At 62.4% G+C, this 13,560-nt stretch carries 18 protein-coding genes; 1 reads left to right on the plus strand and 17 read right to left on the minus strand.

The window, feature by feature from the left end:
• Window positions 1-53: 53 nt before the first annotated feature.
• The 5 genes from ABIE53_RS18200 to ABIE53_RS18220 all read right to left on the minus strand — a co-directional run bounded on the left by ABIE53_RS18200 (window position 54) and on the right by ABIE53_RS18220 (window position 4,517).
• The gene (locus ABIE53_RS18200) at window positions 54-665 is read right to left on the minus strand and encodes a glutathione S-transferase N-terminal domain-containing protein (protein ID WP_006052302.1); all 612 of its coding nucleotides are present in this window, start codon (window positions 663-665) and stop codon (window positions 54-56) included.
• 96 nt (window positions 666-761) lie between these two features.
• A complete protein-coding gene (locus tag ABIE53_RS18205) occupies window positions 762-1,517 on the minus strand; it encodes a cytochrome c1 (RefSeq protein WP_029971286.1) in 756 nt (251 codons plus the stop codon).
• Between the two features lie 23 nt (window positions 1,518-1,540).
• Window positions 1,541-2,920, minus strand: a complete 1,380-nt coding sequence (locus ABIE53_RS18210; RefSeq protein WP_107710946.1) for a cytochrome b — start codon at window positions 2,918-2,920, stop codon at window positions 1,541-1,543.
• Window positions 2,920-3,540, minus strand: coding sequence for a ubiquinol-cytochrome c reductase iron-sulfur subunit (gene petA, locus ABIE53_RS18215; protein ID WP_029971285.1), 621 nt, complete (start codon window positions 3,538-3,540; stop codon window positions 2,920-2,922). The genes ABIE53_RS18210 and petA overlap by 1 nt, the downstream gene beginning before the upstream one ends.
• A gap of 230 nt (window positions 3,541-3,770) precedes the next feature.
• Complete coding sequence (locus tag ABIE53_RS18220; RefSeq protein ID WP_006052298.1) at window positions 3,771-4,517, minus strand: Nif3-like dinuclear metal center hexameric protein; 747 nt, start codon at window positions 4,515-4,517, stop codon at window positions 3,771-3,773.
• 19 nt (window positions 4,518-4,536) lie between these two features.
• Between ABIE53_RS18220 and ABIE53_RS18225 the strand changes: the two genes are divergently transcribed.
• Window positions 4,537-5,751 carry a Do family serine endopeptidase gene (locus ABIE53_RS18225; protein ID WP_029971284.1) on the plus strand — a complete coding sequence of 405 codons (1,215 nt, stop codon included), beginning with the start codon at window positions 4,537-4,539 and terminating at the stop codon, window positions 5,749-5,751.
• A gap of 140 nt (window positions 5,752-5,891) precedes the next feature.
• Here the strand turns inward: ABIE53_RS18225 and tatC are convergent, their stop codons facing one another.
• The 12 genes from tatC to hisB form a co-directional block, all read right to left on the minus strand.
• On the minus strand, window positions 5,892-6,671 hold the full coding sequence (gene tatC / locus ABIE53_RS18230) for a twin-arginine translocase subunit TatC (RefSeq protein WP_107710620.1): 780 nt from the start codon (window positions 6,669-6,671) through the stop codon (window positions 5,892-5,894).
• 34 nt (window positions 6,672-6,705) lie between these two features.
• Window positions 6,706-7,236, minus strand: a complete 531-nt coding sequence (gene tatB, locus ABIE53_RS18235) for a Sec-independent protein translocase protein TatB (protein ID WP_107710621.1) — start codon at window positions 7,234-7,236, stop codon at window positions 6,706-6,708.
• 39 nt (window positions 7,237-7,275) lie between these two features.
• Window positions 7,276-7,518 (minus strand): Sec-independent protein translocase subunit TatA, encoded by a 243-nt coding sequence (tatA, locus tag ABIE53_RS18240; RefSeq protein WP_006052294.1) that lies wholly within the window; start codon window positions 7,516-7,518, stop codon window positions 7,276-7,278.
• Between the two features lie 275 nt (window positions 7,519-7,793).
• Window positions 7,794-8,159 (minus strand): histidine triad nucleotide-binding protein, encoded by a 366-nt coding sequence (locus tag ABIE53_RS18245; RefSeq protein WP_006052293.1) that lies wholly within the window; start codon window positions 8,157-8,159, stop codon window positions 7,794-7,796.
• A 90-nt stretch (window positions 8,160-8,249) separates the two neighbouring features.
• Complete coding sequence (locus ABIE53_RS18250) at window positions 8,250-8,645, minus strand: DUF4870 family protein (protein ID WP_006052292.1); 396 nt, start codon at window positions 8,643-8,645, stop codon at window positions 8,250-8,252.
• Window positions 8,646-8,766: 121 nt separating this feature from the next.
• Window positions 8,767-9,159, minus strand: coding sequence for a phosphoribosyl-ATP diphosphatase (locus ABIE53_RS18255; RefSeq protein WP_006052291.1), 393 nt, complete (start codon window positions 9,157-9,159; stop codon window positions 8,767-8,769).
• A complete protein-coding gene (gene hisI, locus ABIE53_RS18260) occupies window positions 9,156-9,566 on the minus strand; it encodes a phosphoribosyl-AMP cyclohydrolase (protein WP_006052290.1) in 411 nt (136 codons plus the stop codon). Before hisI ends, ABIE53_RS18255 begins: the two co-directional genes overlap by 4 nt.
• Before the next feature lies 1 nt (window position 9,567).
• Complete coding sequence (gene hisF, locus ABIE53_RS18265) at window positions 9,568-10,341, minus strand: imidazole glycerol phosphate synthase subunit HisF (RefSeq protein ID WP_107710622.1); 774 nt, start codon at window positions 10,339-10,341, stop codon at window positions 9,568-9,570.
• Between the two features lie 305 nt (window positions 10,342-10,646).
• Window positions 10,647-11,399, minus strand: coding sequence for a 1-(5-phosphoribosyl)-5-[(5-phosphoribosylamino)methylideneamino]imidazole-4-carboxamide isomerase (hisA, locus tag ABIE53_RS18270; protein WP_006052288.1), 753 nt, complete (start codon window positions 11,397-11,399; stop codon window positions 10,647-10,649).
• Between the two features lie 214 nt (window positions 11,400-11,613).
• Window positions 11,614-12,255, minus strand: a complete 642-nt coding sequence (hisH, locus tag ABIE53_RS18275) for an imidazole glycerol phosphate synthase subunit HisH (RefSeq protein WP_006052287.1) — start codon at window positions 12,253-12,255, stop codon at window positions 11,614-11,616.
• Window positions 12,252-12,872, minus strand: a complete 621-nt coding sequence (locus tag ABIE53_RS18280) for a YchE family NAAT transporter (protein WP_006052286.1) — start codon at window positions 12,870-12,872, stop codon at window positions 12,252-12,254. The genes hisH and ABIE53_RS18280 overlap by 4 nt, the downstream gene beginning before the upstream one ends.
• Window positions 12,873-12,923: 51 nt before the next feature.
• Window positions 12,924-13,511 carry an imidazoleglycerol-phosphate dehydratase HisB gene (gene hisB / locus ABIE53_RS18285; RefSeq protein ID WP_006052285.1) on the minus strand — a complete coding sequence of 196 codons (588 nt, stop codon included), beginning with the start codon at window positions 13,509-13,511 and terminating at the stop codon, window positions 12,924-12,926.
• Window positions 13,512-13,560 lie beyond the last annotated feature (49 nt).

A 13,560-nucleotide genomic window follows, 5' to 3' on the forward strand; every position in this document is an offset into this window, starting at 1 on the left:
GGCGCGGGCACCGCGCGCGCGTGGCCGCGCGGCGCCCTTGCCCAAAGCCAAACTCAACGACGCATCACCTTTTCCGACGGCGTCAGCGCCTCGATATAAGCCGGACGGCTGAAAATGCGCTCGGCGTACTTCATGAGCGGCGCCGCGTTCTTCGACAGTTCGATGCCGTAGTGATCCAGACGCCACAAGAGCGGCGCAATGGCGACGTCGAGCATCGAAAACTCTTCGCCGAGCATGTACTTGTTCTTCAGGAAGATCGGCGCGAGTTGCGTCAGACGGTCGCGAATCGCGAGGCGCGCCTTCTCGTGGTTCTTCTCCGCAGCCTTGCCCTTTTCGTTCTCGAGCGTGCCGACGTGGACGAACAGCTCTTTCTCGAAGTTCAGCAGGAACAGGCGCGCGCGCGCACGCTGGACCGGATCGGCCGGCATGAGCTGCGGGTGCGGGAAGCGCTCGTCGATATACTCGTTGATGATGTTCGATTCGTACAGAATCAGGTCCCGTTCGACGAGAATCGGCACTTGACCATACGGATTCATCACGGCGATGTCTTCCGGCTTGTTAAACAGGTCGACGTCGCGGATCTCGAAGTCCATGCCCTTTTCGAACAACACCAGCCGGCAGCGCTGGGAGAACGGGCAAGTTGTGCCGGAATACAGAACCATCATGATTTACGTTTCCTCAAAAAGCTGAAAGGCCAGCGCGCGGAAAAACCGTTCAGCAGGTTTTTCCTGGCGCCGGCCCCACGCCGTATAGCGGCGTGATTATTTGATATGTTTCCAGTACGCGGCGTTCAGTCGCCAGGCGAAAAAGCTCAGAATACCGAGGAACAGCAGCACCCACACGCCAAGCTGCTTGCGGGTTTTCTGAGTCGGCTCGGACATCCAGGACATATACGACACAAGGTCGGCCACAGCAGAATCATAATCTACCGGCGACATCGTCCCCGGCGTGACCTGCTGGAAGCCCACAAATTTGTGCACCGTCTCGCCCGTTTTTTCGTCGACTTCGTCACCGAATTTCGCAGTACGTTGCCCCTGAAGCTGCCACAGCACGTGAGGCATGCTCACGTTTTCATACACCAGATTATTCCAGCCGGTCGGCCGCGTATTGTCGCGATAAAAACTGCGCAGATACGTGTACAGCCAGTCCTTGCCGCGCGCCCGCGCTTCCACCGACAAATCCGGCGGACTCGCGCCGAACCACGCTTTCGCGTCGTCCGGGCGCATGGCGACGGTCATCGTGTTGCCGATTTTGTCGGTGGTGAAAAGCAGGTTCGACTGGATTTCGCTCGGCGCGATGCCGAGGTCGGTCAGCCGGTTGTAGCGCATCAGGTTCGCGCTGTGGCAATTCAGGCAGTAGTTTACAAACAATTGCGCGCCGTGCTGCAAAGAAGCGAAATTGTCTGCGTTATCCGGCGCGCGGTCGAGATGAACATTCTCGTCCGCATACGCCGGGCCGCTCAGCACCGCGAGCAGTGTCGCGCCGATCAGCGCGCACGTCGAAAGCAGTTTTTTCATCTTCGTGTTCTCCTCGCTCTCGATTAGTGGGGCTTGTAGCGCACGCGCTCAGGCGGCTGCCTGAACGTGCCAAGCCGCGTCCAGAACGGCATGCCGAGGAAAAACGCGAAGTAGATCAGCGCGCACACCTGCGCAATCAACGTAGCGACCGGCGACGGCGGTTTGGTGCCGAGGAACGCCAACGTCAGGAAAGCGAGCACGAAAATCCCGTAGAACACCTTGTGGAAGAACGGCCGGTAACGGATCGACTTCACCGGCGAGCGGTCGAGCCAAGGCAGGAAGAACAGCGAAACCACCGCGCCGCCCATCACCACGACGCCCCAGAACTTCGATTCGGTGAACGCCATGGCCAGAATCACGAGCACGGCGAGCACCGGCAGGCCGAGCTTCCACTTGCCGCGCGCGCGCACCAACGCAAGCAGGCCGAGCAGCGCGATCACGATCATCAGGACGATCTTGAACGGATCGGTCGTGGCGCGCAGCATCGCGTAGAAGGCCGTGAAGTACCAGACCGGCGCGATTTCCGGCGGCGTCTGCAGCGGGTTGGCCGGCACGAAGTTGTTCGCTTCGAGGAAGTAGCCACCCATTTCAGGCGCGAAGAAGATGATCGCCGCGAAGATCATCAGGAAGATGCACACGCCGTAGAAATCGTGCACTGAGTAGTACGGGTGGAACGGAATGCCGTCGAGCGGAATGCCGTCCGGGTCCTTCTTCGCCTTGATCTCGATGCCGTCCGGGTTGTTCGAGCCGACTTCGTGCAGCGCGACCAGATGCGCGACGACCAGCCCGAGCAGCACCAGCGGAATCGCGATCACGTGAAACGCGAAGAAGCGGTTCAGCGTCACGTCGGACACCACGTAGTCGCCGCGAATCCACAGCGACAGGTCCGGCCCGATGAACGGAATCGCCGAGAACAGGTTCACGATCACCTGCGCGCCCCAGAACGACATCTGGCCCCACGGCAGCAGGTAACCGAAGAACGCCTCGGCCATCAGGCACAGAAAGATCGCGCAGCCGAAGATCCACACGAGCTCGCGCGGCTTGCGATACGAGCCGTACATCAGCCCGCGGAACATATGCAGATACACGACGACGAAGAACATCGACGCGCCCGTTGAGTGCATGTAGCGGATCAGCCAGCCCCACGGCACCTCGCGCATGATGTACTCGACCGAGCCGAACGCGAGCGTCGCGTCGGGCTTGTAGTTCATCGTGAGGAAGATGCCGGTGACGATCTGGTTCACCAGCACGAGCAGCGCGAGCGAGCCGAAGAAGTACCAGAAGTTGAAGTTCTTCGGTGCGTAGTATTCGGAGACGTGCTTCTTCCAGGTGGACGTGAACGGAAAGCGCCGGTCGATCCAGCCGACGAGCCCGGCCGTCTCCACTTCGTGTTCGATCGCCATTACGCTTCTCCTTTCTCGTCCTTGCCGATCACGAGCCCATTGGCCGACGTGAACATATAAGGCGGGATGTCGAGGTTCTGCGGCGCAGGTTTGTTCTTGAAGACGCGGCCGGCCATGTCATAGGTCGAGCCGTGGCACGGGCACAGGAAGCCGCCAGGCCAGTCGTCCGGAAGATTGGGCTGCGCGCCCTCCTGGAAGCGCGGCGTCGGCGTGCAGCCCAGATGGGTGCACACGGCGACGGCGACAAAAACGTTCTTGTGGTCGGCGCGTGAACGGAATTCGTTGTTGCAGTACTCCGGCAGCGGCAACGAAAAGGGATTCTTGCTCGCGGGATCGGCGACTTCGTTGTCGGCCTTCTTGACGTCGGCGAGCATCTTCTCGGTGCGGTTGATGATCCACACGGGCTTGCCGCGCCAGGCCACGGTCTTCATGTCGCCGGGCTTGAGATCGCTGATGTCGACTTCGACCGGGGCTCCTGCTGCCTTGGCCTTTTCAGATGGTGCAAACGAACTAACAAAGGGTACGACAGTGGCAACGCCTCCAATGCCACCTGCTACGGTCGTCGCTATCAGCCAGGTACGGCGGCTGCCGTCGACGCGTTCATCTTCCTTGTCTCGCATTACACGCCCCACTTCTGAGTTGGATTGTTCCTTCACGTCGCTTCTACCGCCGCTAGTTTGCTCGAATGGAGTCGCCATTTACAAGGGCCGATTGCCAAAAACCGTGCGAAGCCCTTGATAACTCAGGGTTTCTCCGTACGCATCACAAACTTTTTTGCAGCAGCTTTTAAGTGTCCCCTCCGTTATTCGTGCCTTTTGCTTCGCTAATGCCCATTTGATATTTCAACGACTCAAACGGGATTCGGAATATCGATAAAGAGATGCTCGATGTCGAACTGCTCCGACAGATGCTTGCCCACCGCCTGCACGCCGAAGCGCTCGGTCGCATGATGGCCGGCCGCGAGAAACGCTACGCCGCTTTCTGCCGACGTGTGCATGACCGACTCCGACACCTCGCCCGTCAGATAGACGTCGGCGCCGGCGTTGATCGCCGCGTCGAACATGCCTTGCGCGGCGCCCGTGCACCACGCCACGCGGCGCAGACTGCGATCCGGGTCGCCGAACACGAGCGGCGTGCGGCCGAGCGTCTGCTCGATCTCGGCGGTGAAGTGCGCGAGCGTGATCGGCATTGCGAAGGTGGCGAGCCAGCCGAGGTCGTTCTCGCCGAAACGCGCGTCGCTGATCCAGCCCATCTTCGCACCGATCTGCGCGTTGTTGCCGAACTCGGGATGGTCGTCGAGCGGCAGGTGATAGGCGAACAGGTTCAGGTCGTTGGCGAGCAGCAGTTTCAGGCGCCCGTATTTGCGGCCGGTGATCTGCGGCGCCTCGTTGCGCCAGAAGTAGCCGTGATGGACCAGCACGGCGTCCGCGCCCCAATCGAGCGCGGCTTCGAGAAACGCAACTGACGCGGTCACGCCGGTCGCGAGTTTGCCGATCTTGCGGCGCCCTTCGACTTGCAGACCGTTCGGGCAATAGTCCTTGAACCGCGCGGTTTCAAGGAGATTGTTCAAGTACAATTCAAGTTCGATCCGATCCATATAAACCTCTAGTCTTCAGATGCTTAGACGCTTCTGGCTGTTCTTTGCCCAAGCGGTGACTGTGCTGTTGGCGCTGATGTTCATCATCGCGACCCTCAAACCGCAGTGGCTTCAGCGTCAAGGGCAATTCGGCAAGCAACTTGCCGAACCGATCGTCGCACTGCGCGAAGTCGCGCCTGGCATGGGCAGCGGGCCCGCAACGGCGTCTTATGCCGACGCCGCGCAAAAGGCCATGCCCGCGGTCGTAAACGTCTTTTCCAGCAAAGATGGCTCACTGCCGCCGGACCCGCGCGCGAAAGACCCGCTGTTCCGCTACTTCTTCGGCGACAAGAACAATCGCAGGCAGCGCGAACAACCGGCCGCGAACCTGGGCTCCGGGGTGATCGTGAGTTCGGAAGGGTACATTCTAACGAACCAGCACGTCGTCGACGGTGCGGATCAGATTGAAATCGCGCTCGCCGACGGACGCACCACGAACGCCAAGGTGATCGGCATCGATCCGGAAACGGATCTGGCCGTGCTCAAGGTCAACATGACCAACCTGCCCACCATCACCCTCGGCCGCATGGAGCAGACGCGCGTGGGCGACGTGGTGCTGGCCATCGGCAATCCGTTCGGCGTCGGGCAGACGGTCACGATGGGCATTGTCAGCGCGCTCGGCCGCAATCATCTCGGCATCAATACGTTCGAAAACTTCATCCAGACCGATGCGGCGATCAATCCCGGCAACTCGGGTGGCGCGCTCGTCGACGTGAACGGCAATCTGCTCGGCATCAACACCGCTATTTACTCGCGCTCGGGCGGCTCGCTCGGCATCGGCTTCGCGATTCCGGTGTCGACTGCGCGCAGCGTGCTCGAAAGCATCATCACGACGGGTTCGGTCACGCGCGGCTGGATCGGCGTCGAGCCGCAAGACGTGACGCCGGAAATCGCCGAGTCGTTCGGGCTCGACCAGAAGTCGGGCGCGATCGTCGCGGGCGTGCTGAAGAACGGTCCCGCCGACCGCGCGGGCATCAAGCCAGGCGACATCCTGATGAGCGTCAACGGTCAGGAAATCACCGACACCACGCGCCTGCTGAACGTGATCGCGCAGATCAAGCCGGGCACGGCCGCCAAGGTGCATCTGGTGCGCAAGAACCGCGAGCTGGATGTCGACGTGGTCATCGGCAAGCGGCCGCCTCCGCCGAAACAGCCCGCCGACGACAGCGAGCAGCAGGACGACGAAGGCGGTTGAGCGCAAGCGGTGCGCGGGTAGTAGCGCCCGTGCCGAATCCGCTGGTAGAACGTAGAACGTAAAAAGGGCAGTCCGCAACGGACTGCCCTTTTGCTTTGTTTGCTTACGCGTTGCAGCCGCGCCACGCGGCATGCATTGCATTAGCCCGGCGGACTCGCGTCCTCGACCACCGCCGGCTGCTTGCCGACAATCAACCGCGCCGCGATGATCCCCGCCTCGTACAAAACGATCAGCGGAATGGCCAGAATCAGTTGCGAGAAGACGTCCGGCGGCGTGACCACGGCCGAAATCACGAACGCGCCGACGATCACATACGGCCGGATTTCCTTTAGCTTCTTGAGCGTCACGACGTTCATGCGCACGAGCAGCACGACGACGATCGGCACTTCAAACGTCACGCCGAACGCAATGAACATGGTGAGCACGAAGCTCAGATAATTGTCGATGTCCGTCGTCATCTCCGCGCCGAGCGGCGCGTTGTAATGCGCCATCACGCGAAAGATGGTGGGAAACACAACGAAATACGCGAACGCCATGCCGCAGAGAAACAGCGTATAGCTGCTGCCGACGAGCGGCCCGACCAGCTTCTTCTCGTGCTGATAAAGACCCGGCGCGACGAACGCCCAGATCTGATACAGCACGATAGGCAGCGCGATCACGAAGGCGACCAGCATGGTCACTTTCATCGGCACGAAGAACGAGCCGGTGACGTCGGTCACGATCATCTTGCCGTCTTTGGGCAGGTTCTGCATCAGCGGGCGCGCCAGCAGCCGGAAGATGTCCGGCGCCCAATACACGAGCCCGATAAACACCACGATGACGGCAAGGCCCGCGCGGATGATGCGGTCGCGCAATTCAACGAGGTGGGAAATGAAGGTCTCTTCAGTGCCTTCGTCCTGGTTTTTCTGGGGGTCGCTCACACCGGCCCTCGGTTAGAGATTGTCGTTCTGATCATCAGAAAAACCGCGTCGGACGACGCATGCTGGCAGGCGTATGCCGCGCAACGCGTGCCGCCCCGGACTGCACGCGCGTGCGGCGCGTGGTCGCGCGCTTGTACCAGGTGGGCATTGCCGTTTGCTTGACGCGCCAGTTCTTGCGCTTGGCCGCCGCGGCTGGCGTGCTGTTCTGCCACGAAGTGCTGCCGGCATTGCCGGCGGCGTCTTCGAGCGCCCCGCCGGCGATGCTCGGCGACACGGACGTCCCGCTGTTCCACGCGTCGTTCAGTTCGCTCTCATGCTTGCGCAGGTTTTCCTGAACTGCCGTTTCGACGTTGCTCGCCGCCGTCTCGAACTCGGTTTTCATGCGACGCAATTCGTCGAGTTCGATTTCCCGCGTGACTTCCGACTTGACGTCGTTGATGTAGCGCTGCGCGCGGCCAAACAGCGCGCCCGCCGTGCGGGCAACGCGCGGCAGCCGCTCAGGGCCGAGCACGACCAGTGCGACGACGCCGATGAGCGCCATCTTGGTTAGACCGAGGTCCAGCATGGAGGGAAATGTCCGTCAGTAACGCGGTTGGCCCGCGGCTTAGCGGTAATCGCCCGAACGCGGGGTCTTTTCCTTGGCTTCCACATCCACCGCGCCGTTGCGCGGCAGTTCGCGCTGCTGCTGCGCGTCCGCCGAAGGCGTTTCGTTCTCGCGCATGCCTTCCTTGAAGCCCTTCACAGCGCCACCCAGATCGCCGCCGATGTTGCGCAGCTTCTTCGTGCCGAACACGAGCGCCACGATCAGCAACACGATCAACCAATGCCAAATACTCAACGAACCCATGACTACTCTCCTTAACCCCGACGCCGCACGTAATGCGGCAAAAACTCGTCTGCCTTGCGGCGTGAATCGAAGCGCTTGCGCTTCATCTATACGTTACAGCAGCGTTGCCGCGCGTGCCGCTGTTTCGCCAGGACCTCGCACGCCGGACCTCGCCCGTATTGTGGCCAGAGAATCGCGTCGCCAAAATTACAGCGCGGCAAAAACAGCCTGGCAAAATTGGCTGTGCACCCGGCAACGTCTCCGCGGCCCGGCCAAGCCAGGCTGCGCCAGGCCCATTAGCCCATGCGCTGCCACGGACGCGGCCCCGCCAGAATGTGCGCGTGCAGGTGATACACCTCTTGCCCGCCGCCCGGGCCGGTATTGATGACGGTGCGGAAGCCGGTTTCTCCACCGGTGTACGCCACGCCCAACTGATCGGCCAAACGCGCAGTCAAAACAAGCATTCTACCAAGCATGGGCGCATCGCTTTCGGTGCAGTCCGTGAGCGTGGCGATGTGCTTGCGCGGAATGACCAGCACATGGGTTTCGGCCGCCGGACGGATGTCGCGGAAGGCAAGAAACTCTTCGTCTTCATGGACTTTGGTCGACGGGATCTCGCCGGCGGCGATCTTGCAGAAGAGGCAATTCGGGTCGTGACTCATCGTATTCCTGACGCGGTAGGGCTAAAGCGCGAAGCGTGGCTCGATGCGGCAGAGCGGATTTGCGCCGGCGCCGCATGACATGACACCAATTCAGAACCACGCCCGCGGATTCGCAAGCGGCTTGTTATCGTACAGATACAGCCAGCCCTTGATAATACGGTACAACATCCAGATGCTGACGGCCCAGAGCACCGCAAAGCCGATGAAGACGAACACCAGCAGCCCGCCTATCGCGTAACCCAGCAGGCCGATCCAGAACGTGCGGATCTGCCACTCGAAATGCGGTTCATACGGCGTGCCGGCCGCGTCGCCGCGCTTCACGTAATTGATGATGATCGCGATCAGGATCGTCAGGCCGCCCGTCAGCCAGTGAACCGCATACAGCGCGTACAGCACATGCGTCAGCGTGCGCAGGCTGCGTTCCCGCTCCGGCTCGATCGCGTGGCGGTAAGCCGGCGGCGGATAACTCTGGTGCGACTGTTCCATGCTGCGTCCTCCGGACGATGGGTTTGCGATGCGTTCACTGCAATGTGGGCGCCGGCGCTCGCCACTTCAAGGCAAACCGCGCGAAGAAACAGCAGAAATCGCACTCGGGAAAATCGCGCGCTCAATCGCCGTTCTGCTCGCGCTCGCGGCTCTTGCGCAGCGCTTTTTCCTCAATGCCCGACATGCCTTCGCGGCGCTCCAGCTCGGCGAGCACGTCCGCGGGGCTCAGATCGTAGTGCGACAGCATGACGAGGCAATGGAACCACAGATCCGCGACCTCGCCGACGAGCGCCTTCGTCTCGCCGCCGTGGCGCGTGTCCTTGGCGGCCAGCACGACTTCGGTGGCTTCTTCGCCGATTTTCTTCAGCACCGCGTCGTCGCCCTTATGGAACAGGCGCGACACATACGACACGTCCGGGTCGCCGCCCTTGCGGCTGTCGATGATCGCCGCGAGGCGCATCAACGTATCGGTCGTGGATGGATTGGCGGATGCGGCTTGGGTGGTCTGCGTCATTTGTAGATGTGTTCGGGGTCTTTCAGCACGGGATCGACGGCAATCCAGTCGCCGTCATCTGTCGAGCCTTCGAATTTCTGGAAAAAACACGAGTGGCGGCCGGTGTGGCACGCAATGCCGGACACCTGCTCCACCTTCAGCAGCACGACGTCTTCGTCGCAATCGAGCCGCACTTCATGCACATGCTGAACGTGGCCGGACTCCTCGCCCTTGAACCACAGCCGCTGGCGCGAGCGCGAGAAGTACACCGCGCGGCCGAGTTCGACGGTTTTCGCCAACGCCTCGCGGTTCATCCACGCGAACATCAGCACGTCGTTCGTCGACGCTTCCTGCGCGATCACCGGCACAAGGCCGTTCGCGTCCCACTTGACCTTGTCGAGCCAATTGACTGCCGTTGGATTCACCACGTCACAACCTCACCGAAATGCCCTGCCCGGCCATGAAGCGCTTGGCCTCGCCCACCGTGTGCTCGCCGTAGTGGAAGATGCTCGCGGCGAGTACCGCGTCGGCGTGGCCGCTCTTGATGCCGTCGGCGAGATGCTGCAGATTGCCGACGCCGCCCGAGGCGATCACCGGAATCGGCACCGCGTCGGAGACCGCACGCGTGAGCGCGAGGTCGAAGCCGCTTTTCGTGCCGTCGCGATCCATGCTGGTCAAGAGGATTTCGCCCGCGCCGAGCTCGGCCATCTTGCGCGCCCATTCGACGGCTTCGAGGCCGGTCGCCTTGCGTCCGCCGTGCGTGAAGACTTCCCAGCGCGGCGGCTCACCGTCCGCGGAAACGCGCTTGGCGTCGATCGCGACCACGATGCATTGCGAGCCGTATTTGTCCGTGGCGTCCTTGACGAGCTGCGGATTCGCCACCGCCGACGAGTTCATGCTGATCTTGTCCGCGCCCGCGTTGAGCAGGCGCCGCACGTCTTCGACGGCGCGCACGCCGCCACCGACTGTCAGCGGAATGAACACTTGCGAGGCGACTGCTTCGATGATCGGCAGGATCAGGTCGCGCTGGTCGGAAGTCGCGGTGATGTCGAGGAAAGTCAGTTCGTCCGCGCCCTGATCGTCGTAACGGCGCGCGATTTCCACGGGATCGCCCGCGTCGCGCAGTTCGACGAAGTTGACGCCCTTGACCACGCGGCCGGCGGTGACGTCGAGACAGGGAATGATGCGTTTAGCTAGAGCCATGATCTTGCAATTCTGCCAATACCGCTGATGAGGCCGCTCGCCTGGACCGCAGGCGAGCGGTGATGGGCCGGGGTGCCGGGCCGGGTTGCTCGCGGCGGGTTCGGCGCGTGGCGCTTGGGGCGCTTGTTCAGAAAGCCACCGCCAACTGCGGCTCGCATTGCGCCGCATGCAGGCGAGCAGGTGAGCAGGCATGCAGCGCGTGCTTGCGTGCGGCGGGCGTTGTCCTCAGACGCGAGGCTGACCACGCCGCCGCGCTCATCCGTTCAACCGCTCGCCCACTCGCCCGCTGCGCAGCCGAGCAGCGCTCAGGCGTCGTCCGATTCGCGCAGCCGGTCTGCCAAAGTCTGCGCGGCCGTGAAGTCGAGATCGCCCGAGTAGATCGCCCGGCCGCAGATCACGCCTTCAATGCCTTCGCCCTCGACTTCGCACAGCGATTCGATGTCGGCGAGATTCGACAGCCCGCCGCTTGCGATCACCGGAATCTTCACGGCGCGCGCAAGGCGCACCGTCGCCTCGATGTTGATGCCCTGGAGCATGCCGTCGCGGCCGATGTCCGTGTAGATGATCGACTCGCAGCCGTAGTCCTCGAACTTGCGCGCCAGATCGGCCACTTCGTGACCCGTCAGCTTGCTCCAGCCGTCGGTCGCGACCTTGCCGTCTTTCGCATCCAGCCCGACGATGATATGGCCGCCGAACGCGGTACACGCGTCCTGCAGGAAGCCCGGATTTTTCACCGCGGCCGTGCCGATGATCACGTACTCGAGACCGTCGTCGAGATAGCGCTCGATGGTGTTCAGGTCGCGGATGCCGCCGCCGAGCTGCACGGGAATCTCGCCGCCCACTTCCTCGATGATCGCGCGAATCGCGTCTTCGTTCCTCGGCTTGCCGGCGAACGCGCCGTTCAGGTCGACGAGGTGCAGACGGCGCGCGCCGCGCTCGACCCAATGTCGGGCCATCGCCGCCGGTTCCTCGGAGAATATCGTCGCCTGGTCCATATCGCCCTGTTTGAGGCGTACACACTGACCGTCTTTCAGGTCGATGGCGGGGATCAGCAGCATAGCAATCGGGTGTTGAGTGGGAATGGGTTGAAGGGCGGCGGCGGCGGCTGGTCGGCCAGCCCGCCCAAACGCCGTCTCGCTAGTTTAGTACAACTCTTTCGACGCTCTTGCGCACCGGCGGCGCAAAGCGAAATCAGGATGCGGCCGCCGCAGCGCGCGGCGAATGCCCCGCTTGCGGCAAAACAGCGCGCCGCGGCAGCAGGAAGCGAGGCGCTCACGGGTTCCAGTGCACGAAGTTGCGATACACGCGCAGCCCGGCTTCGGCGCTCTTTTCCGGGTGAAACTGGGTCGCGAAGATGTTGTCCCGCGCGACCGCCGACGTAAAAGGCACGCCGTACACCGTCTCGCCCGACGTGTGCGCGGCATTGTCCGGCACCACGTAATAGCTATGCACGAAGTAGAAGAACGCATTGTCGGCCACGCCGTCCCACAGCGGATGCGGCTGCGCCTGGCGCACGCGGTTCCAGCCCATCTGCGGAACCTTGAAGCGCGAGCCGTCGTCCTGCACCTGGCCTTCCAGGTCGAAGCGCAGCACCTTGCCCGGCAGCAGTCCGAGGCCGGGCGTGCCGCCCTCGGCGCTCCAGTCGAACAGCATCTGCTCGCCCACGCACACGCCCATCAGCGGCTTCGTGCGCGACGCTTCCACGACCGCTTCCTGCAGGCCGGACTCAGCGAGACTGCGCATGCAGTCGGGCATCGCGCCCTGGCCGGGCAGCACGACGCGGTCGGCCGCGCGGATCGCTTCCGGCTGGTCGACGATCGCCACGTCCGCTTCCGGCGCGGCCTTGCGCAACGCCTGCGCCACCGAGCGCAGGTTGCCCATTCCGTAATCCACAATCGCTATCGAAGTTTTCATTTCAAAGTAGGCAGCAAAGCCTTCAATCCATCGACGATGAATTCCACCGCCAGCGCCGATAACATCAAACCCATGAGCCGCGTGCCGATGTTGATACCGGTGCGACCGACCCAGCGTGCAATCGGTTCAGCGAGGCGCAGCGAAAAAAAGCAGATCGCCGCCAGCACCGCGCCGATCGCGATCAGACCGATGCGGTCGTACCAATGCGGCGAACTGGCCGCATAGATGATCGTCGTGCTGATCGCGCCGGGCCCGGTCAACAGCGGAATGGCCAGCGGCACGACCGCGATGTTGTCCTTCTGCTCGGCTTCGTCGCGCTCTTCCGGTGTCGAACGACTGTTGCCGATCTGCGCGTTCAGCATGTTGATCGCCATCAGCAGCATGATGATGCCGCCGCCCACTTCGAGCGAACCGACCGAAATGCCGAAGAAGCTGATGATCTGCTGCCCGAGCAGCGTCGTCACCGCGATCACGCAGAACACCGAAATAGCCGCGATCCGAATGGTCCTGCGCCGTTCGACGTCGCTCTGATTCGCCGTCAGGCTCATGAAGAACGGAATCGCGCCGACCGGATTGATCAGCGCGAGCAGCGAGATAAACGACTTCAGAATATCCATTGAACACCGGGCGCGCGCACGGCGCGGTTCCGGTCCCGGTAAATAAGTCGCTTAAAGACTGCCTTTGGTCGACGGAATCTGCCCCGCCGCGCGCTCGTCCAGTTCGACGGCCATGCGCAGCGCGCGGCCGAACGCCTTGAACACCGTTTCCATTTGATGGTGAGCGTTCAGGCCGCGCAGATTGTCGATATGCAACGTCACGCCCGCATGGTTCACGAAGCCGCGGAAGAATTCGATCGACAGATCGACGTCGAACGTGCCGATGCGCGCACGCGTGAACGGCACATGAAACTCGAGGCCCGGACGGCCCGAAAAGTCGATCACGACGCGCGACAGCGCTTCGTCGAGCGGCACATACGAATGGCCGTAGCGGCGAATGCCCTTGCGGTCGCCGATTGCTTTCGCGACGGCCTGGCCGAGCGTGATGCCGGTGTCTTCGACCGTATGATGGTCGTCGATATGCAGGTCGCCATGCGCTTCAATGTCGAGATCGAACAGGCCATGCCGCGCGATCTGGTCGAGCATGTGGTCCAGGAACGGCACGCCGGTGGCCAGCTTCTGCTGACCGGTGCCGTCCAGGTTGATCTTGACACGGATCTGCGTTTCGCTGGTGTTGCGAACGACTTCCGCAAGGCGCATGGTAATTCCTCGAATCTGGCTAGAAAGCGCTAGTAGTGTGGGAGGGGAG

The sequence above is a fragment of the Paraburkholderia sp. OAS925 genome, assembly GCF_040543975.1.
GTDB lineage: Bacteria > Pseudomonadota > Gammaproteobacteria > Burkholderiales > Burkholderiaceae > Paraburkholderia > Paraburkholderia graminis.

What these genes read in the sequence shown, in the direction of transcription:
- ABIE53_RS18255 (WP_006052291.1), bottom strand. Translation starts at nt 9,159, where the DNA reads ATGACGCAGACCACCCAAGCCGCATCCGCCAATCCATCCACGACCGAT.
- ABIE53_RS18225 (WP_029971284.1), top strand. Translation starts at nt 4,537, where the DNA reads ATGCTTAGACGCTTCTGGCTGTTCTTTGCCCAAGCGGTGACTGTGCTG.
- ABIE53_RS18250 (WP_006052292.1), bottom strand. Translation starts at nt 8,645, where the DNA reads ATGGAACAGTCGCACCAGAGTTATCCGCCGCCGGCTTACCGCCACGCG.
- petA (WP_029971285.1), bottom strand. Translation starts at nt 3,540, where the DNA reads ATGCGAGACAAGGAAGATGAACGCGTCGACGGCAGCCGCCGTACCTGG.
- tatA (WP_006052294.1), bottom strand. Translation starts at nt 7,518, where the DNA reads ATGGGTTCGTTGAGTATTTGGCATTGGTTGATCGTGTTGCTGATCGTG.
- ABIE53_RS18210 (WP_107710946.1), bottom strand. Translation starts at nt 2,920, where the DNA reads ATGGCGATCGAACACGAAGTGGAGACGGCCGGGCTCGTCGGCTGGATC.
- ABIE53_RS18205 (WP_029971286.1), bottom strand. Translation starts at nt 1,517, where the DNA reads ATGAAAAAACTGCTTTCGACGTGCGCGCTGATCGGCGCGACACTGCTC.
- ABIE53_RS18200 (WP_006052302.1), bottom strand. Translation starts at nt 665, where the DNA reads ATGATGGTTCTGTATTCCGGCACAACTTGCCCGTTCTCCCAGCGCTGC.
- tatB (WP_107710621.1), bottom strand. Translation starts at nt 7,236, where the DNA reads ATGCTGGACCTCGGTCTAACCAAGATGGCGCTCATCGGCGTCGTCGCA.
- hisB (WP_006052285.1), bottom strand. Translation starts at nt 13,511, where the DNA reads ATGCGCCTTGCGGAAGTCGTTCGCAACACCAGCGAAACGCAGATCCGT.
- ABIE53_RS18280 (WP_006052286.1), bottom strand. Translation starts at nt 12,872, where the DNA reads ATGGATATTCTGAAGTCGTTTATCTCGCTGCTCGCGCTGATCAATCCG.
- hisF (WP_107710622.1), bottom strand. Translation starts at nt 10,341, where the DNA reads ATGGCTCTAGCTAAACGCATCATTCCCTGTCTCGACGTCACCGCCGGC.
- ABIE53_RS18245 (WP_006052293.1), bottom strand. Translation starts at nt 8,159, where the DNA reads ATGAGTCACGACCCGAATTGCCTCTTCTGCAAGATCGCCGCCGGCGAG.
- hisH (WP_006052287.1), bottom strand. Translation starts at nt 12,255, where the DNA reads ATGAAAACTTCGATAGCGATTGTGGATTACGGAATGGGCAACCTGCGC.
- ABIE53_RS18220 (WP_006052298.1), bottom strand. Translation starts at nt 4,517, where the DNA reads ATGGATCGGATCGAACTTGAATTGTACTTGAACAATCTCCTTGAAACC.
- hisA (WP_006052288.1), bottom strand. Translation starts at nt 11,399, where the DNA reads ATGCTGCTGATCCCCGCCATCGACCTGAAAGACGGTCAGTGTGTACGC.